Genomic DNA, 21,533 nt, shown 5'->3' on the forward strand with positions numbered 1-21,533 from the left:
CTACCAGGGGTTTCTTACGTCGTCAGGCGAACACCAAGCTCGCGATCATGCTGTGACCAGCACCCCTGCCGCCTGGGGATGAAAAAGGTTCACTGGTCAGCCGTCGAAACCGCTGGACAAGAATGAGCCTCCTGCAGAATTCAGGCCTACGCCCCCCGACTCCTGCGAGGGTAAACATTTCACCCTCGCAGGGCGCCTGACCAGCGACTACTCAGCTGATCTTTGTTCACCTGCCGCACTGGCCCACAAATGCCCCATAGATGACAGGAAGCACCTTTGCCAACTTTCTCGGCCCACGCTTGGCACACAACCGGGAAAACGCGCTTCGGCCAGTCAACGAGCTTGGTGCATCCCTCTGCGAATTGTCATACGCGCCTGGCACTCTGTGACGAGACAACAACAGCAGGTGCATCGAGGGAGGAATGCCACATGGTTGCTGGGGGGGAAGCACTGAAGGGGTGGCTGACGCCGGAGCAGTATGCGGCGGCGGTGGCGCCGGAGAGAGAAGTACTGGCACTCGCGGGTGCGGGATCGGGTAAATCACGGACGCTGGCTGGCCGGGTAGCACACCAGATCGCCTCTGGGGCGGCTCCTGAGTCGATCGTCGCCTTCACCTTCACGGAGAAGGCGGGCGAACAGATCAAGGTCCGGGTAGCCGCAGCTCTCGAGCAGTGCGGAATGGATCCGCTCATAGTCGGCGGAATGTACATCGGAACCATCCACGCCTGGTGCCGACGGGTGCTGGGCGACATGGACGCGGGGTATCGGCAGTTCGACGTCTTGGACGAGATGCAGTTCCAGCTCTATCTGATCTCGCGCTATCCGAAATTGGGGATCAATGCCTTACGCGATGCCTACCCCACAAAAGAGGGCAAGCGGCGCGGCTACTTCGAGGCCATCAAGAAGCTCGGCGGCGCCTGGCAGATGATGAACGACGAGCTGTTGGACCCTGCGGAGGTGGCCGCCGAGCGCCCGGACCTCGGGACCGCGTTGGAACGGCTTCGGTCACACATGGAGCAGGACCGCTTCATCGACTTCTCCTTGATGCAGAGGTTGGTCGTCGAAGCGCTCGAAGCGAACGACCCAGATGCCGTCCAGGCCCTGACCCCGCTGCGGCATGTCCTAGTGGACGAGTACCAGGACGTAAACGTGGTCCAGGAGCGCCTCATCGGCCTAATGCACCAGAACTCCGAGACGCTGTTCGCCGTCGGAGACGACGACCAGGCGATCTACGGCTGGCGTGGGGCTGATGTCACCAACATCCTGGAGTTCGACAAGCGCTACCCGCGCGCGTCGGTACACAAGCTGCTCACCAACTTCCGGTCCACCTCTGCGATCGTGGAGGCGGCCGGTGACTTCGCCGCCCAGGAACTGGGCGCCGGGCGCCTGCCGAAGGTCTTGAAGGCCTACCTCGATCGCAGCCCCCGAGAATTCGCTGTTCAGCAGTTCCCCGATCGGCACACAGAAGCCGAATTCGTCGCCGACCGCATCCAGGAACTGCTCGGCGCGGAGTACGAGGAACCCGACGGAACCGTGCGAGGACTCACCCCCGCGGACTTCGCGATCCTCATGCAGTCGACTGGACAGCCCGAGAACGACAGGACCAAGCGTCACACCGCTTACGTCCGAGCCCTGGAGGCGCGCGGCATCGTCTACGCCCTGAACGCAGGGGGTCAACTGTTTGACCGTGCCCAGGCGGCTGCGGTGCACAGCGCCTTCCAACTGCTCCGGGAACGTTCCCCCGATCGCAATGAGGTCGACCAGCTCTTCCAATCGGAACTGCTGCCTGCCTTCCCTTTCGCCGATCTCGGCCGTGTTCGGCACGTGTTCGCCGACTGGGGTCGGCGCATTCACGCCCCGGTCGGACCGGGTCTTTCCCGGCAGCGGCTCTTCCCCCAGCAGCTCTTGCACGACCTCCTTCAGGGGCTCAACGTTGCCGACAGCGGCTTCGACGACGGGGTTATGGCGGACCTGGGTACCTTCAGCCGTATTCTCCAGGATGTGGAGACGGTGTACGTCTCCATGGACGGCAAAACGAGGTTCGGCGAGCTGCTCAATTTCCTGGGAAACGTGGCTGGCGACGGCTACGAGACGGACAACCAGATCATGAGTAGACCGGACGCAGTCACCGTGTCGACGGTACACCGGGCAAAGGGCCTGGAGTTTCCTGTTGTCCTAGTGGTCGACGTGGAGGCCCAACGCTTCCCCCGAAAGCGCCGCAGCTACGACGGGTGGATTCCCGCACCCCTCATCCAGCAGGCACTCGACAACGGCTCGTATCAGACCAGCAGTCCCGATCAGGCTCGCCTCTTCTACACCGCGATCACTCGCGCCGAGCGCTACCTGTACGTCACGGGGGCGGCGCAGCTGCCCGGCGGAAAACGACTCGCGAAAGTCTCACCCTACGCTGCGCGGCTCACTCATGCGGAGATCCGTCGGGACCTCTTGGATCCGGGTGCGCCACCGCCCGTGGCACCACCCCCGTCTACGCCCCGCCGGCGGGGTGACGAGTCCGTCCTTCCGACGAGTTACTCGCAAATCCGCATTTTCATGCGCTGTCCCCACGCCTACAGGCTGAGCGTGGTAAATGGCTTCTCGCCGCCCATCCCCGAGCTATTCGGATTCGGTCGGGCCGTACATGCTGCCGTGGGCAAGTTGCACCAAGTCCACAACGGCAACGCCCCGACTCCGGACGAGGCTCGAACGATCGCCGAAGAGCTGTTCCACCTCAAGCACGTGGCGCCCAGCTCCGACCCGGTCAACCGTCCAGGTGCCTACGAGCGGGCGCGACAGAAGGCCTCGAACATCGTCTCCGACTACGCCAACGAGTATGCGAAGGATTTCGAACACAAGCGACAGATCGAGCTTCCGTTCGAGATCCCCGTAAAGGGAGCCGTCATCTCTGGAGCCATCGACCTGCTTCTCAGGCTCGACGATGCCGAGAATATCCAGGAAGCGTTCGTGATCGACTTCAAGACCATGGAGGGAGGCCCGGAACCGACGAGCAACCCCAATCTCGAATGGGAGGACCTCGCTCTTCAGGTGCAGCTGTATGCGCGAGGAGCCGAGCTGGTCCACGGCGCGAACGCGCGCACCGGCGCCGTTCACCTCCTCAAGGATGGCCAGCGCGTTCAAGTCCCCGTCGATCCCGACGCAATCGACGCGGCAGTCGCCAACGTGGAGTGGGCGGTGGACCGCATCGTCCACAGCGATTTCCCCCAGCGACCTTCCGCGAAGAAGTGCAGCGGCTGCGACTTCGCCCAGATCTGCCCCCAAAAAGTGCAGCCCTTCGCGACCGAGAACGAGCCGCCGAAGCTGCATCTGCCAGACGGCCCGAGGGGAGCGGCTCCGCCACGTGACCGCCTTCTCTAAGGTCGACCCGAACCACTGACCATATGCTCGTGTGGCCCGAGGCTTAGGTCCTTGCTCCGGGCCACAACTGCACATCGGATGATGACCCTCGCCGGATGCTTGGCGACAGTTTCCAGGGGATGCGCGTACCGCCGAGCGGCCTTGCGCATTGGGAGTCCAGTCAGCACTCAAGCGGGCAGACATCCGCGCGTGTTCGGTCAATCGCGCCCGAGGTAGTGCCCCCGCAAGTGACCGCCAACCTGGTGCGACTCGGCGTCGGCTCAGCGATGACCCGGACCATCGGCGTCCTGGAGATCGCCGGTGCCCTGGGGCTGGTGACCGGCCTCCTGTGGAGGCCGATCGCCGTAGCGGCGGCGGCCGGTCTTACGCTGCTGCTGATCGGCGCGATCGGATATCACGCGCGCGCCTGCGACTTCGCCCATCGGCGCCACCGCTCACACGCCGCGGCTCCCGTGCTCCTGGCAATACTCTCCAGGACCGCCACGACGATGCTGCTACTGACGCCGTGACGATAGCCAAACACGAACCAGAAGGGGCTACCGCCCGGAGTCACGAGCTCCGGCGGGAAACCTGTCAATTCGTCAAGGCAGTTGAGCTGGGCCAATGCCGCGCTGCCAGACAGCGGAGATGAGCGGGACCCCGGGTCGATAGGCCAGGTGAACGTGAGAGGGAGCGTCCAGCAGCACCAGGTCGGCGCGTGCGCCCACGACTATCCGCCCCACGTCGTCCCGCCGCAGCGCCCGTGCCCCACCCAGCGTCGCCGCCCAGACCGCCTCGTCAGGAGTCATGCCCATCTCCCGAACCGCCAGGGCCACACAGAACGGCATGCTGGTGGTGAAGCTGGAACCGGGATTGCAGTCGGTCGACAGCGCCACCGACACCCCCGCGTCCAGGAGGCGGCGGGCATCCGGGTAAGGGGCTCTCGTGGAGAACTCCGCCCCCGGCAGCAGGGTAGCGACCGTGGTCCCGGAGGCCAGGGCGTCCACATCCGCGTCGGTGAGGTGGGTGCAGTGGTCGGCGGAGGCGGCGTTCAGCTCGACGGCGAGTTGGACGCCTGGTCCATGGGTGAGCTGGTTGGCATGGATTCTGGGCACGAGGCCGCGCTTGATGCCGCTCTCCAGTACGGCCCGCGCCTGGTCGCCGTCGAACGCGCCTCGCTCGCAGAAGACGTCCACCCAGCGGGCGTGGGGAGCGCAGGCGTCCAGCATTGCCCCCGTCACCAGCTCCACGTATGCATCGGGGTCTTGCTCGGCCGGTACGACGTGTGCGCCGAGGTAGGTCACCTCGTCTGTGTGCTCCGCGGCGATGCGCAGCAGGCGTGCCTCGTCCTCGACGGTGAGGCCGTAGCCTGATTTGCATTCGATGACCGTGGTGCCCTGCCGCAGTGCCTCGCCCACCAGGCGGCCCACTCCCGCCGACAGCTCCGCGTCACTCGCCGCGCGGGTGGCCGCCACCGTCGTACGGATGCCGCCTGCGGTGTAGGGCAGGCCGCGCATCCGTGCGTCGAACTCGGCCGTTCGGTCCCCCGCGAAGACCAGGTGGGCATGGGAGTCGACGAAACCGGGGAGCAGGGCCCGGCCGCCGGCGTCGTACATCCGATCCGCCGCCGGAGCCCGCGAGGCCGGCCCCACCCAGGCGATCTCCTCGCCAGAGACGACGACGGCGGCGTCTGTGATGAGCCCGAGCGGGCCCGCTCCCAGCACCGGGTCGTTGGTGACCAGCGTGGAGATCCCGGTGATCAGGAGGCTCTCCATCGTGCCGCCAACCGTGTGCGAGCCTTCTGCAGCCGTGCGAGTCATGCCGCCAACCGCGCGAGAGCCCGCCACGACGTGCCCGCTCATACCGCCAACCGCGCGGGAGCCCGCCGCAACGTGCCCGCTCATGCTGCCAACCGCGCGAGAGCCTGCCGCAGCGCGCCCGCGACGTCGGGAACGAGCTGGTGGACGCCGCGCCGTACGATCACTCGGCCGCCCGCGACGACGTCGCTGACGTCGGCGGAGGTGGCCGCGAAGACGGCGGTCTCCATACCGTGCGGCGGGCCTGGGGCCCGGACGGAGTCGAGAGACGCGGTCCGGACGGAGCCGAGGGACGACGCGGTCCGGACCGAGTCGAGGGAGATCGTGACGAGGTCGGCGAGCGCGCCCACCTCCAGCCTGCCCGCCTCCGGCCAGCCCAGGGACGCGTAGCCGTCGGCGGTGGCGGCCCGCAGGAGCGCGTCCGCCGTCCAGTGGCCGCGGCGACGCGTACGCAACCGCTCGTTCAGCTCCATGGCCCGAGCCTCCTCGAACAGGTCGATGACGGCCTGGCTGTCGCTGCCGAGCGACAACGGCGAGCCCGCGGTCTGCACTTCGCGAGCGGGTCCAATGCCGTCGGCGAGATCGCGTTCGGTCGTGGGGCACATGCACACTGTGGTCGTGGAGCCACCGAGCAGCGCGATGTCCTGCGGGGTCAGGTGTGTGGCGTGCACAGCGGTGGTACGCGGCCCGAGCAGCCCGTGGTCGGCGAGCAGGCGCGTGGGCGTGACGCCGTACGCCGCCAGGCAGCCCTCATTCTCGGCGGGCTGCTCGGACACATGCGCATGGATCGGGGCGTTCCGCTGCGCCGCCCAGGCGCCGACCACCTCGAGCTGGTCGGCGGGAACGGCTCGGACCGAGTGGACGGCCACGCCGATGCGGGCGTGATCGCGCTCCTTCAACCCGCTGACCCGCTCGGCCCACGCCTCCCCTGAGCCGTCGCTGAATCTGAGCTGGGTCTCGTCCGGTGGCGCGCCGAACCCCGACGAGAGGTAGCAGGTGTCGAGCAGGGTGATCCGGATGCCGGCCTGGGCGGCCGCCTCGATGAGCGCCTCTCCCATCGCGTTCGGGTCGTCGTAGGCGACGCCTCCGGGAGCGTGATGAAGGTAGTGGAACTCGCCGACGCAGGTGATCCCCGCGAGGGCCATCTCGGCATAGACCGCCCGCGCCAGCTCCAGGTACTCGTCGGGGGTGAGGCGCGCCGCGACCCGGTACATGGTCTCGCGCCAGGTCCAGAAGGTGCCGCCGCCGAGCTGCGTGGCCCCGCGCAACGCCCGATGGAAGGCGTGCGAATGGGCGTTGGCCAGCCCGGGGATGACCAGACCGTCCAGGACGACGGCGTCGCCGGGAGGAGCGCTGCCCGCTTGAAGGGAGACGATACGGCCCGCCGAAACGTCAATGAGGACGCCGGACTCCAGCACGCCCGACTTCAACGCATCGGACTCCATCGCACCGGGCTCCAACCCAACGGATCCCAGCGCGCCGGATCCCAGCGCGCCCGTCCACGCGTACCTTGCCCAGAATCGGCCGTTCACAGCAGATCCTCCAGGACGGCGACCAAAGCGGCCACGCCAGCGAGGCAGTCGACCTCCTCAGCGTGTTCCGCCGGAGAGTGCGAGACCCCGGTCGGGTTCCGTACGAAAAGCATGGCCGTGGGAATGGCAGAGGCGAGAATGCCCGCGTCATGCCCCGCCCCGGTCGGCAAGACGGGAACCCCGCCAAGCCGCCCGGCCAGCCGGTCCCTGAGCGGCCGGTCGAAGGCGACCACCGGCGTATACGATTCGCGCGTGACCTCCGCCTCCGACTGCTGAATGATCTCTTTCACCAGCCTGTCGAGAGTGGCGGAGTCGGCGGCACGCGAGTCCAGCCAGGCCGTCACCCGGGAGGCGATGGCGTTGGTGCCGTTGGGCTCGACGGAGATCTTCCCGAAGGTGGCGAGCGCACCAGCCAACCTGGCCTGCTCGCGGGCGTTCAGGACCGTGGCGGCGTAGGCCAGCATCGGGTCGCGGCGGTCCTCCAGGCGGGTGGTGCCCGCGTGGTTGGCCTCTCCGTGGAAGTCGAAGCGCCAGCGGCCATGCGGCCAGATCGCCGACGCGACGCCGACCGGCGCGTCTCCCAGATTCCTGCCCTGCTCGACGTGGAGTTCGACGTACGCGGCGATGCGCGCGAGCCGCTCGTCATCGCGGCCGATCATGGCGGGATCGTGCCCCCCGCGCTCCATCGCGTCGCCAAGCAGGACGCCGTCCTGGTCTCTGAGAGCCCGAGCGTGATCCGGGTCCAGGACCCCCGCCATCAACCGGGACCCGACGCAGGCCACACCGAACCTGGCACCCTCCTCGTCGCCGAAGTTGACGATCGCGAACGGGCGCCCACCAGCGGTGCCCCGATCCGGCAGCACACCCCGATCCGGCAGCACGCCCCGATCCCGAAGCGCGTCCAGGGCCGCAAAAGCCGACACCACACCAAGCGGCCCGTCATACGCACCCCCATCAGGCACCGAGTCCAGATGGGAGCCCGTGACGATGGCGTCCCCCGCCGCAGGATCGCCGTACCAAGCCCACTGGTTGCCGTTCCTGTCGACCTCGTACGTCAACCCCCTTTTGAGAGCCTGCTCCCTGAACCAGGCCCGGCACTCGCCGTCGGCCGCAGTCCAGGCATGGCGGCGATACCCGCCGGTCGCGTCATATCGGCCGACCGGCAGGAGCTCCCGCCACATCCCCCGAAAATTTTCCTCGACCTGATCGATCACGCCGAGTCGCCCTCACGCATCGGGATCCGCACACCGCGCTCCTGAGCGACCTCGTTGGCCCGGTCGTAGCCGGCGTCGACATGCCGAATAACGCCCATACCCGGATCGTTGGTGAGCACCCGACGGATCTTCTCCCCAGCCAGAGCGGTGCCGTCGGCAACCGTGACCTGCCCAGCGTGAATGGACCGGCCGATGCCAACGCCCCCACCGTGGTGGATGGACACCCAAGACGCACCGGAAGCCACATTCACCATGGCGTTCAGCAGCGGCCAGTCGGCGATGGCGTCGGAGCCGTCGAGCATGGCCTCGGTCTCCCGGTACGGCGAGGCGACGCTGCCGCAGTCGAGGTGGTCACGGCCGATGGCCAGCGGAGCGGAGATCTCACCACGGGCCACCATGTCGTTGAACCGGTCACCGGCCTTGTCCCGCTCGCCGTACCCAAGCCAGCAGATACGCGCGGGCAGGCCCTGGAAGTGAACCCGCTCCCCCGCCAGCCGGATCCACCGGGCCAGCGACTCGTTCTCCGGGAACAGGTCCAGGATCGCCTGGTCCGTCTTGGCGATGTCCTGGGCGTCGCCCGACAGCGCCGCCCAGCGGAACGGGCCCTTGCCCTCGCTGAACAGCGGCCGGATGTAGGCGGGGACGAAGCCGGGAAAATCAAACGCGCGACCATACCCGGCCAACTGGGCCTCACCCCGGATCGAGTTGCCGTAGTCGAACACCTCGGCCCCGGCGTCCTGGAAGCCGACCATCGCCTCCACGTGCCGGGCCATCGAGTGCCGGGCGCGCTCGGTGAACCCCACCGGGTCCTTGTCCGCCTCGGCGGCCATGTCCTCGAACGCCACGCCGATCGGGAGGTACATCAGCGGATCGTGAGCCGACGTCTGGTCCGTGACGATGTCGATCTCTGCGCCACGCGCCAGCAGCTCCGGCACAGCCTCCGCCGCGTTCGCGACCACCCCGATGGACAGCGGCCGACGCGCGTCCCGCGCCTCGTAGGCCAGCCGCAGCGCCTCATCCAGCGACGAAGCCTTGACATCGAGGTACCGGTGCTCGATACGCCGGTCCACAGAACGCGGGTCACAGTCGACGCAGATGGCCACCCCACCGTTCATGGTGACGGCCAGCGGCTGGGCGCCGCCCATGCCGCCCAGCCCGGCGGTCAGAGTGATCGTCCCGGCCAGCGAGCCGCCGAACTTCTTCGCGGCCACAGCCGAGAACGTCTCGTACGTGCCCTGGAGGATCCCCTGGGTGCCGATGTAGATCCAGGAACCGGCCGTCATCTGCCCGTACATGGTCAGCCCGAGCTGCTCCAGCCGCCGGAACTCCGGCCACGTGGCCCAGTCGCCGACCAGGTTGGAGTTGGCGATGAGGACCCGCGGCGCCCATTCGTGCGTGCTCATCACGCCCACCGGGCGGCCCGACTGCACCAGCAGCGTCTCGTCGGCCTTCAATGTGCCGAGCGTGCGGACGATCGCGTCGTAGGAGCGCCAGTCACGGGCCGCCTTGCCGGTGCCGCCGTACACGACGAGCTTGTCGGGATGCTCGGCGACCTCGGGGTCGAGGTTATTCATGAGCATCCGCAGGGCAGCCTCCTGTTGCCACCCCTGGGTGTTGAGCGTCGTGCCACGCGGAGCCCGAACCGGGCGCGGACCGCTGATCTGGTCCATGTTCCTGACCTCCCCCTCTGAGCATCTATTCATTCATATCTATCTAGAATGAATAGATTCAGTCAATAGCTAATCCGTGAACAAGCCGCGCGATGCCGCCGATTGCTCGAACGCCTCCAGGCGGGCCTGCGCGCCCGGGATCTCGTCGACCATGGTCTCCAGCAGGACCCGGCCGAGCATCATGGGCGCGCATGCCGTATCGAAGACCAGTTCCGTGCCGACCGGCACGGGCAGCAGCACGTCGGCGAGGTCGGCCGAGGGCGCGAAGGCGTTGTCGGCGATGGTCACCACGCTCAGCCCCACCTTCTTGGCCGCCGACAGAGCCTCCGTCAGCTCGGCGGGGTGGCGGGGCAGGGCGAAGCAGAGCAAAGCGCTCGCCCCGGCGTCGGCCGCCTGTTCGATGCGGTCGGCGAGCATGGAACCGCCCTCGTTGAGCAGGCGTACGTCGGGGTGGACCTTGGCGGCGAAGTAGGCCCAGCCCGCGGCCTGCGCCGCGGCCGCGCGCAGGCCGAGCACGAGCAGCGGCCGGGAGGGCGCCAGCAGCCGGGCGGCCTTGACGATCGCCGTCATGTCCGACAGCGAGTCGGCCAGATGCTGAAGGTTGGCGATCTCGGTGCGTACCGCCCGCTGGGTCTCGCTCAGGGGCGTGCCTTCGCCCGTCTCGCCCCGGCCCGCCGAGTCGGGCAGACCGAGCTCGCGGATCTGCTTGCGCAGCGCGGGGTAGCCGTCGTACCCGAGGGTCATCGCGAACCGGGTCACCGACGGCTGGCTCACCCCCGCCAGCTCGGCGATCTCCACGCTGGACAGGAAGGCCGCCTGCCCGGCGTGCTGCACCAGGCAATGCGCGATCCGCCGCTGGGCGGGGGTCAGCCGATGCCCCTCGAACAGCCGCAGCAAGCGGGCCTCCGGCGCGACATCGTCCGTGTTCATGACTCTCCAGGGGTCTACAGATCAGCCAGTGCGTCGAGGAGACCGGCAGCCGCCGAGACGTCCGCCGTGAGCGGCCGGTCCTCCATCGATAGGTCAAGATTGTCGTCCACCAGCGCGTACGCGCGACCTACCGGCAAGGACCGGTCCTCCCAGGCCGCCTGCCGCACGCCGTTCGGGTCAAGCTGGCGCAGAGCGCGGACGGCGGCGACGAGCTCGCAGCCGAGCACCAGCCGGTACGTCTCGACGGCCCGCAGGACCTGGCGGGCGGCCTGCGAGGCGAAGCTCGCGGCCTCCTCCACGCTCCGTGACAGTACGGCATGCCCGGACGAGGCCGGAGTCGCCGCGTTCCGCAGCTCGGCGAGGGCGGCGTTCGCGCTGTATTCGAGGATGAGCACCCCGGAGCCGGCCGACGCCCCACCGGCGAGGAACGGCCGCAGCCCCGTGATGCCCGGCTCGTTCAGGGCCGCCAGCCGCGCCGCGGACAACCGCGCCGTCGGCAGGAGCGCGAGAGACAGCTGGTCCAGCGCGAGCGCCACGTGAGCCGAGAAGAAACCCCCGTGATGGTACGAGGCCGGCCCGCCGTCCGGGCCGTCCGCGCTGATCAGGGGGTTCTCCGCGCCCGCGTTGAGCTCGATGGCCAGCACCCGTTCCAGCGCGTCGGAGGCTTCCAAGGCCGGCCCGTGGATCTGAGGGAAGCAGCGGAAGGCGTACGGGTCCTGGATGCGGCCGGTCGGTGGCGCGGGCCGATCCGGCGCGCCGACGAGCCGGCGGACCTCGGCGGCGACCCGGATGTTGCCCGGATGCGGGCGCGCGGCGTGCACCGGCTCGGCGAAAGCCTCCAGTGAGCCGTCGACGGCCAGCAGGGAGAGCGCGGCCACCACATGGGCGGCTCTGAGCAGGCGGTCCAGGCTGTGGCGGGCCAGCGCCGCCTGTCCCAGGGTGAGGGCGTTGCTGCTGATCAGGGCCAGTGCGTCGCCGGTTTCGAGGCTGATTGGAGGTGGCGGGGTGGGACCGCCGTGCCAGGGGTGCTCTCCGGCGAGGGCCAATCCGAGCTGGGACAGCGCGGCCAGATCACCGGTGCCGACCGCGCCGTACTCGTTCACCGGTGGGTGCACTCCGGCCTTGAGCGCCACGGCGAGCCCGCGTACCACCTCGGGACGGAGACCGGCGTTTCCCAGCAGGAGCTGGTTGAGCCGGACGATCATCATCGCCCGGACCTGCCTCGCTGGCAGCAGTGCCCCTATCCCGCCCGCGTGGCTGCGCAGCAGGCGCAGGCCGTGCAGGTCGAAGTCGGCGGGATCGACATCCAGGGTGCGGTTGGCGCCGACGCCGGTGCTGCGCCCATAGACGCGCCCGGTGGCGACGAGGTCGCCCGCCCTGTGCCACGACCGTTCGACCTTGTCGTAGGCGGACAGGGGCACCTCCACGCAGGCCACGCCGTCGGAGAGCAGCGCGACCGTCTCACTGTCGAGACCATGTCCGTCGAGCTCGATCTGTGGGACGGCCACGCCTACGATTCGAGACGCCACGGCGTTCAACTCCCTTTCACCTGCACAAAACCGACTATTGACACATCTTCATTCGTGCATGAGTCTGCATGAATACATGCATACCGGCAAGGGTGGTGCCCATGATCCGATTCGAGTCAGTCACAAAGAGGTTCGCCAACGGCACGACAGCCGTGGACGACCTCTCCGTGGAGTTCCTCGAAGGGGGCATCACGGTGCTCGTCGGCTCCTCCGGCTGCGGCAAGACCACCACGCTCCGGATGATCAACCGGCTGGTCGATCCCACCTCTGGCACGGTCAGCCTGGGCGGGCGCGACGTACGGGAGCTGCCCGCGGCTCAGTTGCGGCGCGGCATCGGGTACGTCATCCAGCAGGCGGGCCTGTTCCCGCACCGTACGGTCCTGGACAACATCGCCACCGTGCCGACGCTGCTCGGCTGGGGCCGGCGCAAGGCCCGCGCCAGGGCCGCCGAGCTTCTCGAGGTCGTCGGCCTGGCCGCCGAGTCCGGCAAACGCTATCCCCATCAGCTCTCCGGCGGCCAGCAACAGCGCGTGGGCGTCGCCCGCGCGCTGGCCGCCGACCCGCCCGTCCTGCTCATGGACGAGCCGTTCGGGGCGGTCGACCCGGTGGTCCGGACCCTGCTCCAGGACGAGCTGATCCGGCTGCAGGCCGAGCTACGTAAGACCATCGTCTTCGTCACCCACGACATCGACGAAGCCGTCCGGCTCGGCGACCGCATCGCGATCTTCCGCACCGGCGGGCACATGGTCCAGTTCGCCCCACCTGCCGAACTGCTCGCCCGACCGGCCGACGACTTCGTCGCCGGGTTCCTCGGCGCGGAACGCGGGCTGAAGCTGCTCTCTCTCATCTCGCTGCAGGATGTGCCGTACGAGCCGATCGCGGCGGTACGTACCACTGACACGGCAGCACAGGCGCGCGCGGAGGCGACAGGGCGCTGGCTGCTCGCGGTCTCCCCCGATGGCAAACCCGCGGGCTGGCTGGACGTCCACGCGCTCGACGGGTCCGATTCGATCGGGCAGGCGACCCTCACCCCGGTACGCGGCCTGACCGATTCCGACTCGCTGCTCTCGGCGCTCAACGAGACCGTCTCCTCTCCCACCGGGATGGCGGTACGGGTGGACGCGGCGGGCGTGCTGGTCGGGGCTTCCCGAGACGACGTCGTGCACGCCCATCAGCGGAGCCTCGCATGACCATCGAATGGGGCTGGCTCACCACACACACCGACGACCTGCTGTCGCTCACGCTGGACCACCTGGCGACGGCGGTCCCGGCCGTGCTGCTCGGCCTGCTGATCGCGCTGCCGCTCGCCGTGGTCGCCCACCGGGTCCGTCCGCTCCGCGGGCTGCTGCTCGGCATCTCCAACATCATGTTCACGGTCCCGTCGCTGGCCCTGTTCGTCCTGCTGCTGCCTATTACGGGACTGACCAGGACGACCGCGATCGCCGGGCTGACCGTGTACACCCTGGTCGTCCTGCTCCGTAACACCGTCGAAGGGCTCGACAGCGTGCCCGCCAAGGTCCGGGAGGCCTCCCTCGCCATGGGCAGGGGCAGTCTGGGCACGCTGGTGAAAGTCGAGTTCCCGCTCGCCCTACCGGTGATCATGGCCGGGGTCAGGGTGGCCAGCGTCATGACCATCTCCCTGGTCAGCGTGGCCAGCTACATCGGGTACGGCGGCATCGGCCAGCTGTTCACCGATGGCTTCCAGCGCAGTTTCCCCACCCCCGTGCTCGCCGGAGTGGTCCTCACGCTGCTGCTCGCGCTGGCCGCCGACGCGGTGCTCGTCGTTGTGCAATGGCTCTGCACCCCCTGGATCCGCAAGGGAGCGCGCGCATGATGGATCTCCTCGCCCAGCTGGCCGCCTGGCTGACCTCCGCCGGCCAGTGGGCCGGTCCGGAGGGCATCGCCCAGCGGCTGTTCGAGCACGTGGAGTACTCCCTGCTCTCCACTCTCGTCGCCGCGCTGATCGCCCTGCCCATCGGGTTGTTCATCGGCCACACCGGGCGGGGCGCGTTCCTCGCCATCAACCTGTCGGGCTTCGGTCGTGCCCTCCCGACCGTGGGCATCGTCACCCTGGTCTTCCTGGTCAGCGGCCTGAGCATGACCCCCGTGTACATCTCCCTGGTCGCACTGGCCATCCCGGCGATCGTGACCAACACTTACGCGGGCATGGCCGCGGTCGAGGCGGACACCAAAGACGCCGCCCGCGGAATGGGGATGACCGGGCTTCAGTCCTTGTGGCGGGTGGAGATCCCCCTCGCCGCTCCGCTGATCATGACAGGGCTGCGGCTGGCGACCGTACAGGTCATCGCGACCGCGACCATCGCGGCCTATGTCAGTTTCGGCGGTCTCGGCCGGTACATCTTCGACGGCCTCGCCCAGCGCGACCTCACCCAGGTCCTGGGCGGCGCCGTCCTCGTCGCGGTCCTCGCCGTGGCCGTGGACCTCATCCTCGCCGGAATCCACCGCGTTCTCTTCCGCCACCGCCTTACTTGATCATCGCTCTGATGGAGACTTCATGAATCGCCGGAACTTGGTCGCGGGCGCGCTCGCGCTCGCCGTACTCCCCGTGCTCGCCGCCTGCGGCGGAGGCACGACCAGCCTGAACACGCCGCCGCCCGCCGCGGCGTCTGGGGACTCCACGGTCGTGATCGGTACGGCCAACTTCTCCGAGAACCAGATCCTCGGCTACCTCTACGCCGACGTCCTCGAAGCCGCGGGCGTGAAGACGACGGTCAAGCCCAACCTCGGCTCGCGGGAGATCGTCGTGCCCGCGCTGCAGAACGGCGACATCGACCTGCTGCCCGAATACCAGGGCAACCTCCTGCTGCACTTCGACCCCAAGGCCACCGCGAGCGACTCCGACGCCCTGCAGCAGGCGCTCACCGCCAAGCTGCCGAAAGGACTGACGGTCCTGCCGCCCGCGGCCGCCGAGGACGCGGACGTCTTCACCGTCACCAAGGAGACCGCGGCCAAGTACGGCCTCAGCACCCTCGCCGACCTGGCCAAGCACAACGGCAAGCTGGTCTTCGGCGGACCCCCGGAGGACAAGACCCGCCAGGTCGGCGTGGTCGGGCTCAAGGAGGTCTACGGTGTCGAGTTCAAGGAGTTCAAGTCCCTCGACGCCAGCGGACCGCTGGTCAAGGGAGCCTTGAAGAGCGGCGACGTCCAACTGGGGAACCTCTTCAGCACCGACGTGGACATCGCGAAGAACGGCTGGGTCGTACTGGCCGACCCGAAGCACCTCATCCCGGCCCAGCGCATCGTCCCGCTGATCCGCACCGACAAGGCCACCGACACGGTCAAAACCGCTCTGGCCAAGCTGAACACCGCACTGACCACCGAGGAGCTGAGCAAGCTCGACTCGCTCGTGGACAACGACCACAAGGACCCGGACGAGGTCGCCACCGAGTGGGTCAAGTCCCACGGCTTGTCGAGCTGATCCCCGCCCAAGGCGCCTGGTAAGCCCACTGCCAGGCCAGCTCAAGCGGCCCGCGCTGGAACCGGCGCAGCCACAGCGCGGCCAGCATGACGAACAGCAGGCAGATCCCAGCCCACGCCACGGGCACCCACCAGGGGCGCAGCCAATCAAGCTCGGCGGCCAAGCCCAGGCCCCAGCCGTAGCAGAGCGCGCTGGCGGCCAGGTTCTGGAAGACGTAGCAGGACAGCGCCGTACGTCCGACGTTCGAGACGGCCCTGCGGACCAAGCCGGGCGAGCCGCTCATGCCGAGGAGGATCGAGCTGATCAGCCCCAGCAGGCCCAGGGCGACCAGCGGCGCCAGGATGTAGCGGTCGACGGCGAACCAGGCGGGCCCCGCGAAGGAGGTGAGCAGGTTCAGCGGCGCGGCGACCCCGAGTCCGATGACGGTCAGCTTCCTGCGCAGGCCCGCACCGCGTTCATCGAAGACGCCGGCGCGCAGCAGCCGTGAGCCGAGCAGGAACAGCACCACGCCCAGGGGGATGATGAAGACCAGTTCCGAACGGTAGAAGGCGAACTGCTGGAGGCGAGAGGCGACCTGGTCGCTCCAGCCGCCCTGGCTGTAGAGGGTGGTGGCGGTGCTGGTGAAGGCATCGTCGCCCGAGGCCAGCAAGCCCATCGTCAGAAGGCCCACCAGAGAGACGAGCACAGTGCCCGCGGTGATCATCCAGATCCGCACCGTGCGATCGCTCCTGCCGATCAGGTACGCGACGATCATGGAGGTGATCGCGTAGCCCATCAGCACGTCGAACTCGAAGATCAGGATGTAGTGCAGCGCGCCCTCGGCCAACAGCAGGGCCGCGCGCCAGAGGTACCTGCCCGGCCAGGTTCGCCCTTTGCGTACCGCGCTGCGGTACTGCAGTTCGAGGCCGATGCCGAACAGCAGGGTCAGCAGGCCGAGGAACTTCCCGTTGGACAGGAACCGCAGGAACGACTCCGCCACGCCGATGTCGCCGCCAAGTCCCATCAGCTCCGCCGGGCCGCCGGGATTGGTGAAGATCCAAATGTTCGTCCCGAGCGTGCCCATGATCGCCACACCACGTAACACGTCCAGTGCGTCTATCCGTCTCGTCATGCTTCAAGGCTCGCCGCGCGAAACCCCGCCGATCTCGTCCCACCAGGCGAAAACGGTCGTACATCCATCGATGTACGACCTACAGTCTTTGGTCACGTTCCCCGGCGAGCCTGTCCTGGCGTCAGTGGCCCGCCACTACGGTCTTGAGCGCGACGATGGCCAGGCCGAGGGCGAGGTTGGCGATTCCGGAGATGACGACGACCCTTCTGGAAGAGCCGATCTTGACCGCGGCCGTCACAGCCCAGGTGACCTGGCTCGCCACCGCGACACACAGCGCCGCCCAAGCCGCGACCGCGTTGGACATGCCCAGCCCCGAGGCCATGGCCGCGGCGATCGACGGCGGGAACGAGGCTTGGGCCAGCGGCCATTCACGCCTGGCGACCGTGCGCAGGTTCGCCCAGGTGAGGGGCTTGGCGGGGTATCCGGAGCTCACGACCTGGACGTAGACATGGGTGATCCAGAACACCACCCCCGTACACACCAGGAGCGTCACGAGCTCCGGCGGGGACGGCGGTCCGCCCTCCGCGGCGGAGCCGGCGACCACGGAAGCCGCCAGCAGCGAGCCGTACACGGCACCCCCGAACTCCGCCCGCTCCGCCGCCGCACTCGCCTCACGCCCGTCCATGCCAGCAGTGTCCTTGGACGCCCAGCCGATCAGCCGATCGACGGGCCCGGGATGTACAGACTTGGCGCGGGCCTGCCCAGGATCATCGGAAACGGAGACGGCCATCGCGTCGTCCGGATTATTTCCGACGCCGAGAAGCAGCGGATCCTAGAGGTGCGCGTTCATAGACCATGGACAGCGAAATCTTGCGGCTGGGGGAGCCGGCATCGAAGGTGTCCGCTCCGCCGGCCGCATCCCCTGACGCTGAGCTGGTCGCCTTCTATCGCCAGCATCGGCTCGGTCTTGTCCGGCTCGCGGTGCTGCTTCTCGGCGACCAGGAGACGGCCGAAGACGTGGTGCAGGACGTGTTCGCCCGGCTTCATGGCAGGTGGCGGCCGGGAGTCACGACGATCGCTTATGTCAGGACGTGCGTGCTCAATGGTTCCCGATCGGTCCTTCGCCGCCGGGCGCTCGCGCTGCGACGGGTCGAGCCGGTCGCGGGCCTGGCCGACTCGGCGGAGACCGCCGCGCTGATCGGGGAGTCGCGGCGGGAGGTGCTGCTCGCGCTGGCCCGCCTGCCGCGCCGCCAGCGAGAGGCCCTGGTGCTGCGCTTCTACCTCGACCTGTCCGACGCCGAGATCGCCGAGGCCATGCGCGTCAGGCAGAGCACCGTCAGGTCCATGACCGCCCGAGCCCGGGCCAGGCTCCTTCACGAGTTGGGAGACAACGCATGAGCAGCATTGAAGAGCGACTCCGCGACGCCATGACGGCTCGCGCGGAGATCGTCCGCGACGACCAACGTCCATTCCCCGCCCCACGGCCCAGCCGCGGCTCCAGGAAGGGCATGATCAGAGTCGCCGCCGTCACTCTGACCGTCGCAGTGGCAGCCTTCGCCGCAGTAGAGCTCACCGCCCCCTCGCTGGAACCGCAGGAAAGCATCGTCGCTATGTCACAGAGCAGCACGGTGTCATCTGGAGGGCCCGAGGTCGCGGTCTTCCTCTGCAACGACAGCTCGAGTTGCGCGGGCGGCGAGATCACCACGACAGAACGGAAGAATCTCCAGCTGGCGCTGGAGGCCCTGCCGGACGTGGAAACCGTCGGCTTTGAGGACCAACAGCAGGCCTGGGACAGCTTCCGTCAGGCGTACAAGGACAGACCCCTGCTCCTGAAGTCGACAGCCCTCACCGACATGCCCGAGTCCTTCCGTGCCCGGATCAGGGCGGGTGCCGACCTTTCGGCCGTGGCCAAGGCCGCGAGTGAACTGCCCGGTGTGTCCATGAGCGTCGACCAGGCTTGCGTCCTCGACAACGCCAATTTCTGGGGGTACGTCAAGAAGATCCTGGGAAGAGCTGAGCAGTGCTCCTTCCCCGGCAAGGGGCGGTGACCCGCATCAGCTGAAAATTCAGCGCGATCTATAACGAGAATGTCTGGCAATTGTCTGAACCCGGGTCGATATGCGCCACGTACATCGTGGCAATCGACATCCGGAGACAGCGATGAACATTCGCCATTCAGCTCCCGTTCTTGCAATTTTAGTCCTTTCTGGTGTCGCCGCCTGCGGGAGCGGATCCGCTCAGCAACCCCCATGGGCAGTCGGCGGACGCCAGGCACGCGCGACTCCAGCCCAGCAAGGCGTGGTCACCCCGGCTGAGGCCAAGGGCATTCTCGGCCGGTACGAGAAGCTGGCCGACCAGGCCGTACTTCAGGGGAAAGGGTGGGAGGCCGCGGAGGCGGGGCTCTCCCTACAGCAGACCAAGGCGGACGAGCGCCTGAACGGCATGATCGGCAACCACAGCACTAATCCGATGGAGATACGCAAGACGCGTTTCACCATTCCCAGGAGCGGCGGCGCTAATGCGCCGTGGTTCCTGGCCGAATTCACGCGGAAAGGGAACAAGTCCTGGACGCAGGCCATCTTCCAGAAGACGGCCCAGGGGTGGCGCGTGGTCGCGTCCTCCTTCACGGACTCGACGATGAAGGTGCCGGCCATAGCCAAGGACCGCGACGGACTCGCCACCGCGCTACCAGCGGACGAGCGCGGAACTCTGGCGCTCTCGCCCCGGCAGGCGGCCCAGTCGCATGTACGCATGATCGCCACCGCGGGCGCCGACCCGCGTGCCCGGCAGACGATCGCTCCGGGCAAGTTCACCACCGAGGTCGCCGATTTCGTGCTGGCTGAGCGGAAAGGGTTGGGCGGCCAGTGGAATGTGCGCTACCAGCCGGAACTCGTACCGGAAATCTTCGCGCTCAAGACCTCTGCCGGCGGGGCCCTCATCTGGTACGGGGCCCTGCAGGGAGACAGCTTCATCGCCCGGTCCGGGAGCACGTTTACGGCGAGCTTTCCTGATCGCGAAACCGCTGCTCTGAGCCACGGCAAGACCTTCAAGAAGCGGCTCAAGCGCAATAGTGTGAGCAGCTATCTCGCCGTCATACCACCGTCTCGTGGGAAGGCTCGCGTCATCAATCAGCGGTTCTCACTGCTCAGCATTACGGGCGCCTGACGTACCAGGGTGAATCTGCGAATGCGCCTCTTCGACAGAATGTCCCGCCAGGAGCGCCGTGACCCCGCTGGTGAAGTTGGCGCACTCGAAGATGTTCTCGTGCGGGCAGGCCAACCCATGGGCGATGGCCGTGCGGGCCACCTGAGCCTGGGCGATCCGTTGATCCAGCTCGGTGAGCTTGCGTTCGTACAGCTCCCGCCAACCGTCGCCGTCCGGCGAGCGAGCCGCGACGAACGCCTTGACCTCCCGCAACGTGAAACCGACACCTCGCAGCAGCAACACCACACCGACCAGGTTGACCGCCGATGGTGGATAACGCCGTTGGCCGGAGACCCGGGCCGGTGCCGGTAGCAGGCCGAGGTCCTCCCAGTAGCGCAGCGCGGAGGTGGCCACACCGGTGCGGTGAGCCAGCTCGCCGATCGTCAGCTGCTCGTCCATGTTGACTTCAAGCGTACTTGAAGCCGTTGACTGGCGATCATGCGGACAACAGGGACATCTCTCAAGCAACGCGTGATCAAATACTTGGTGGGTCAGGCCCAGCGCCCCCGGGGCATCGTCGGGTGGGCGAACGGCTGGATGTTCGCGCATCGCCCCTCCAACCGGCAGCGCAATATCTGGGCGGTGCGGTTGCTGGACGTCCAGCCAACCGACCGGGTGCTCGAGATCGGTTTCGGTCCCGGCGTCGCCATCGCCGAGTTCGCCGGCCGCGCCACCCAGGGCCATGTCTTCGGCGTCGACCACTCGCAGGCCATGGTCCGGCGGGCCACCCGCCACAACGCCGCCGCCGTCCGCGCCCGCCGCGTGCACCTCACGTGCGCCTCCGTGGAGCGGTTGCCGAGCTTCGGCGATCCGCTCGATGCCATCCTCGCCGTCAATTCCCTGGGGTTCTGGCCCGACCCGGTGGCGCGGCTTCGCGAGCTGCGCGGCCTGCTCCGGCCCGGAGGGCGCATCGCGCTCGTCAGCCAGCCTCGCTGCCCCGGTGCCACCCGGGACACCACGGTCCGGGCCGCTCAAGAGCTCCAGGGCCTGCTCACCCAGGCCGGCTTCACCCAGCTCCGGGTCGAGACCCTTGAGCTCGATCCGCCCGTCGCCTGTGTGCTCGCCAACAACCCATGACCTCGACCTCAGCGGGCGCGGAGGTACGCGTCCAGGTCGGCGGCGCCCTTGAGCATCGCGCGGCCCCGGGCGGACAGGCGGGCCTGCCAGTCGCGCAGGGTCGACTCCAGCGGGGCGACGCCGCCGGCGGAGCGGACCTGAGCGATCAGCGGGGCGATCTGCTCCAGCAGGTAGCCGCCCCGCCTGAGCTGGTGGGCCAGCCGGACATCCCGTACGTCGGCCGCGCTGTAGATCCGGTAACCCGTCTGCGGATCGCGGCGCGGCTGGATCAGCCCGGCGTTCTCCCATTTGCGCAGAGTGGCGGGGCGGATGCCGAGCCTGCCCGCCAGGGGGCCGATGAACGTGTCGCCGCGCTCCTGCGGCACCGGCGCCAGGTCGCGGAGCGCGGCTTCGACGGCCTGGAGGGTGCGGCGGTCGTCGAGGAGCTGGCCGTGGCTCTCGTCGATGAGCCGCAGCGCGTCCTCGGTGGCACCCCGGTTGACCGCCTGCATGATCGACGTGGCCGTGTGGTGGCCGTGGCCCGGCACGAGGGCGAGGAACGCGCGTAGGGCTTGCGCGTGCAGCGGCGTATAGGTGCGATAGCCGTGGGCGGTGCGTTCGGCGGCGGGCAGGATGCCGGCGTCCTCGTAGTTTCTGATCGCCTGGGTGGACAGGCCGTGCTCGCGCGCCAGATCCACTGGCCTCATAGATGCATCACCGATTGAAGGCTCATCGCGGTG

At 68.2% G+C, this 21,533-nt stretch carries 20 protein-coding genes; 10 read left to right on the forward strand and 10 right to left on the reverse strand.

Going from position 1 to position 21,533, the window contains the following annotated elements; genetic code table 11:
• The first annotated feature begins 429 nt into the window (after positions 1 to 429).
• Together AB0C30_RS49880 and AB0C30_RS49885 are read left to right on the forward strand one after the other, a co-directional pair.
• Entirely contained in the window at positions 430 to 3,372 is a 2,943-nt protein-coding gene (locus AB0C30_RS49880) for an ATP-dependent DNA helicase (RefSeq protein ID WP_357957689.1), read from the forward strand.
• A 227-nt stretch (positions 3,373 to 3,599) separates the two neighbouring features.
• Entirely contained in the window at positions 3,600 to 3,881 is a 282-nt protein-coding gene (locus AB0C30_RS49885; protein ID WP_357957691.1) for a DoxX family protein, read from the forward strand.
• A 72-nt stretch (positions 3,882 to 3,953) separates the two neighbouring features.
• Here the strand turns inward: AB0C30_RS49885 and hutI are convergent, their stop codons facing one another.
• The 6 genes from hutI to AB0C30_RS49915 form a co-directional block, all read right to left on the reverse strand.
• Complete coding sequence (gene hutI, locus AB0C30_RS49890; protein WP_357957693.1) at positions 3,954 to 5,126, reverse strand: imidazolonepropionase; 1,173 nt, start codon at positions 5,124 to 5,126, stop codon at positions 3,954 to 3,956.
• Positions 5,127 to 5,251: 125 nt separating this feature from the next.
• Positions 5,252 to 6,613 (reverse strand): formimidoylglutamate deiminase, encoded by a 1,362-nt coding sequence (locus tag AB0C30_RS49895; protein ID WP_357957695.1) that lies wholly within the window; start codon positions 6,611 to 6,613, stop codon positions 5,252 to 5,254.
• Between the two features lie 83 nt (positions 6,614 to 6,696).
• The gene (locus AB0C30_RS49900) at positions 6,697 to 7,911 is read right to left on the reverse strand and encodes an allantoate amidohydrolase (protein ID WP_357957979.1); all 1,215 of its coding nucleotides are present in this window, start codon (positions 7,909 to 7,911) and stop codon (positions 6,697 to 6,699) included.
• The gene (gene hutU, locus AB0C30_RS49905; RefSeq protein ID WP_357957697.1) at positions 7,911 to 9,584 is read right to left on the reverse strand and encodes a urocanate hydratase; all 1,674 of its coding nucleotides are present in this window, start codon (positions 9,582 to 9,584) and stop codon (positions 7,911 to 7,913) included. The genes AB0C30_RS49900 and hutU overlap by 1 nt, the downstream gene beginning before the upstream one ends.
• A 69-nt stretch (positions 9,585 to 9,653) precedes the next feature.
• Positions 9,654 to 10,514, reverse strand: a complete 861-nt coding sequence (locus AB0C30_RS49910; protein WP_357957699.1) for a MurR/RpiR family transcriptional regulator — start codon at positions 10,512 to 10,514, stop codon at positions 9,654 to 9,656.
• A gap of 14 nt (positions 10,515 to 10,528) precedes the next feature.
• Entirely contained in the window at positions 10,529 to 12,022 is a 1,494-nt protein-coding gene (locus AB0C30_RS49915; protein ID WP_357957701.1) for an aromatic amino acid ammonia-lyase, read from the reverse strand.
• 122 nt (positions 12,023 to 12,144) lie between these two features.
• Between AB0C30_RS49915 and AB0C30_RS49920 the strand changes: the two genes are divergently transcribed.
• The 4 genes from AB0C30_RS49920 to AB0C30_RS49935 are packed head-to-tail and all read left to right on the forward strand — an operon-like array spanning position 12,145 to position 15,482.
• Positions 12,145 to 13,233: an ATP-binding cassette domain-containing protein gene (locus AB0C30_RS49920; protein WP_357957703.1), complete on the forward strand. Its 1,089-nt coding sequence runs from the start codon at positions 12,145 to 12,147 to the stop codon at positions 13,231 to 13,233.
• Complete coding sequence (locus AB0C30_RS49925; RefSeq protein WP_357957705.1) at positions 13,230 to 13,877, forward strand: ABC transporter permease; 648 nt, start codon at positions 13,230 to 13,232, stop codon at positions 13,875 to 13,877. The genes AB0C30_RS49920 and AB0C30_RS49925 overlap by 4 nt, the downstream gene beginning before the upstream one ends.
• Positions 13,874 to 14,536: an ABC transporter permease gene (locus AB0C30_RS49930; protein ID WP_357957707.1), complete on the forward strand. Its 663-nt coding sequence runs from the start codon at positions 13,874 to 13,876 to the stop codon at positions 14,534 to 14,536. Before AB0C30_RS49925 ends, AB0C30_RS49930 begins: the two co-directional genes overlap by 4 nt.
• A 22-nt stretch (positions 14,537 to 14,558) precedes the next feature.
• Positions 14,559 to 15,482, forward strand: coding sequence for an ABC transporter substrate-binding protein (locus tag AB0C30_RS49935; protein WP_357957709.1), 924 nt, complete (start codon positions 14,559 to 14,561; stop codon positions 15,480 to 15,482).
• Here the strand turns inward: AB0C30_RS49935 and AB0C30_RS49940 are convergent.
• Positions 15,457 to 16,593 (reverse strand): DUF418 domain-containing protein, encoded by a 1,137-nt coding sequence (locus AB0C30_RS49940; protein WP_357957711.1) that lies wholly within the window; start codon positions 16,591 to 16,593, stop codon positions 15,457 to 15,459. The two genes, AB0C30_RS49935 and AB0C30_RS49940, sit on opposite strands and share 26 nt — an antisense overlap.
• 121 nt (positions 16,594 to 16,714) lie before the next feature.
• Positions 16,715 to 17,218, reverse strand: a complete 504-nt coding sequence (locus tag AB0C30_RS49945) for a hypothetical protein (protein ID WP_357957713.1) — start codon at positions 17,216 to 17,218, stop codon at positions 16,715 to 16,717.
• 170 nt (positions 17,219 to 17,388) lie between these two features.
• Here AB0C30_RS49945 and AB0C30_RS49950 point away from each other — a divergent pair, with 170 nt between their 5' ends.
• The 3 genes from AB0C30_RS49950 (at position 17,389) to AB0C30_RS49960 (ending at position 19,698) form a co-directional block, all read left to right on the forward strand.
• The gene (locus AB0C30_RS49950) at positions 17,389 to 17,931 is read left to right on the forward strand and encodes a sigma-70 family RNA polymerase sigma factor (protein WP_357957715.1); all 543 of its coding nucleotides are present in this window, start codon (positions 17,389 to 17,391) and stop codon (positions 17,929 to 17,931) included.
• Positions 17,928 to 18,581 (forward strand): permease-like cell division protein FtsX, encoded by a 654-nt coding sequence (locus AB0C30_RS49955; protein WP_357957717.1) that lies wholly within the window; start codon positions 17,928 to 17,930, stop codon positions 18,579 to 18,581. The genes AB0C30_RS49950 and AB0C30_RS49955 overlap by 4 nt, the downstream gene beginning before the upstream one ends.
• A gap of 250 nt (positions 18,582 to 18,831) precedes the next feature.
• Positions 18,832 to 19,698 (forward strand): hypothetical protein, encoded by an 867-nt coding sequence (locus AB0C30_RS49960; RefSeq protein WP_357957719.1) that lies wholly within the window; start codon positions 18,832 to 18,834, stop codon positions 19,696 to 19,698.
• Here the strand turns inward: AB0C30_RS49960 and AB0C30_RS49965 are convergent.
• Positions 19,672 to 20,136: a MerR family transcriptional regulator gene (locus AB0C30_RS49965; RefSeq protein WP_357957721.1), complete on the reverse strand. Its 465-nt coding sequence runs from the start codon at positions 20,134 to 20,136 to the stop codon at positions 19,672 to 19,674. The genes AB0C30_RS49960 and AB0C30_RS49965 overlap by 27 nt on opposite strands.
• 72 nt (positions 20,137 to 20,208) lie before the next feature.
• Between AB0C30_RS49965 and AB0C30_RS49970 the strand changes: the two genes are divergently transcribed.
• Entirely contained in the window at positions 20,209 to 20,814 is a 606-nt protein-coding gene (locus AB0C30_RS49970; protein WP_357957723.1) for a class I SAM-dependent methyltransferase, read from the forward strand.
• Between the two features lie 8 nt (positions 20,815 to 20,822).
• On the opposite strand, the gene AB0C30_RS49975 is transcribed toward AB0C30_RS49970, so the two are convergent.
• Positions 20,823 to 21,500, reverse strand: a complete 678-nt coding sequence (locus AB0C30_RS49975; RefSeq protein WP_357957725.1) for a TioE family transcriptional regulator — start codon at positions 21,498 to 21,500, stop codon at positions 20,823 to 20,825.
• Positions 21,501 to 21,533: the final 33 nt, after the last annotated feature.

This window comes from Nonomuraea sp. NPDC048901 (assembly GCF_040649695.1).
Lineage (GTDB): Bacteria > Actinomycetota > Actinomycetes > Streptosporangiales > Streptosporangiaceae > Nonomuraea.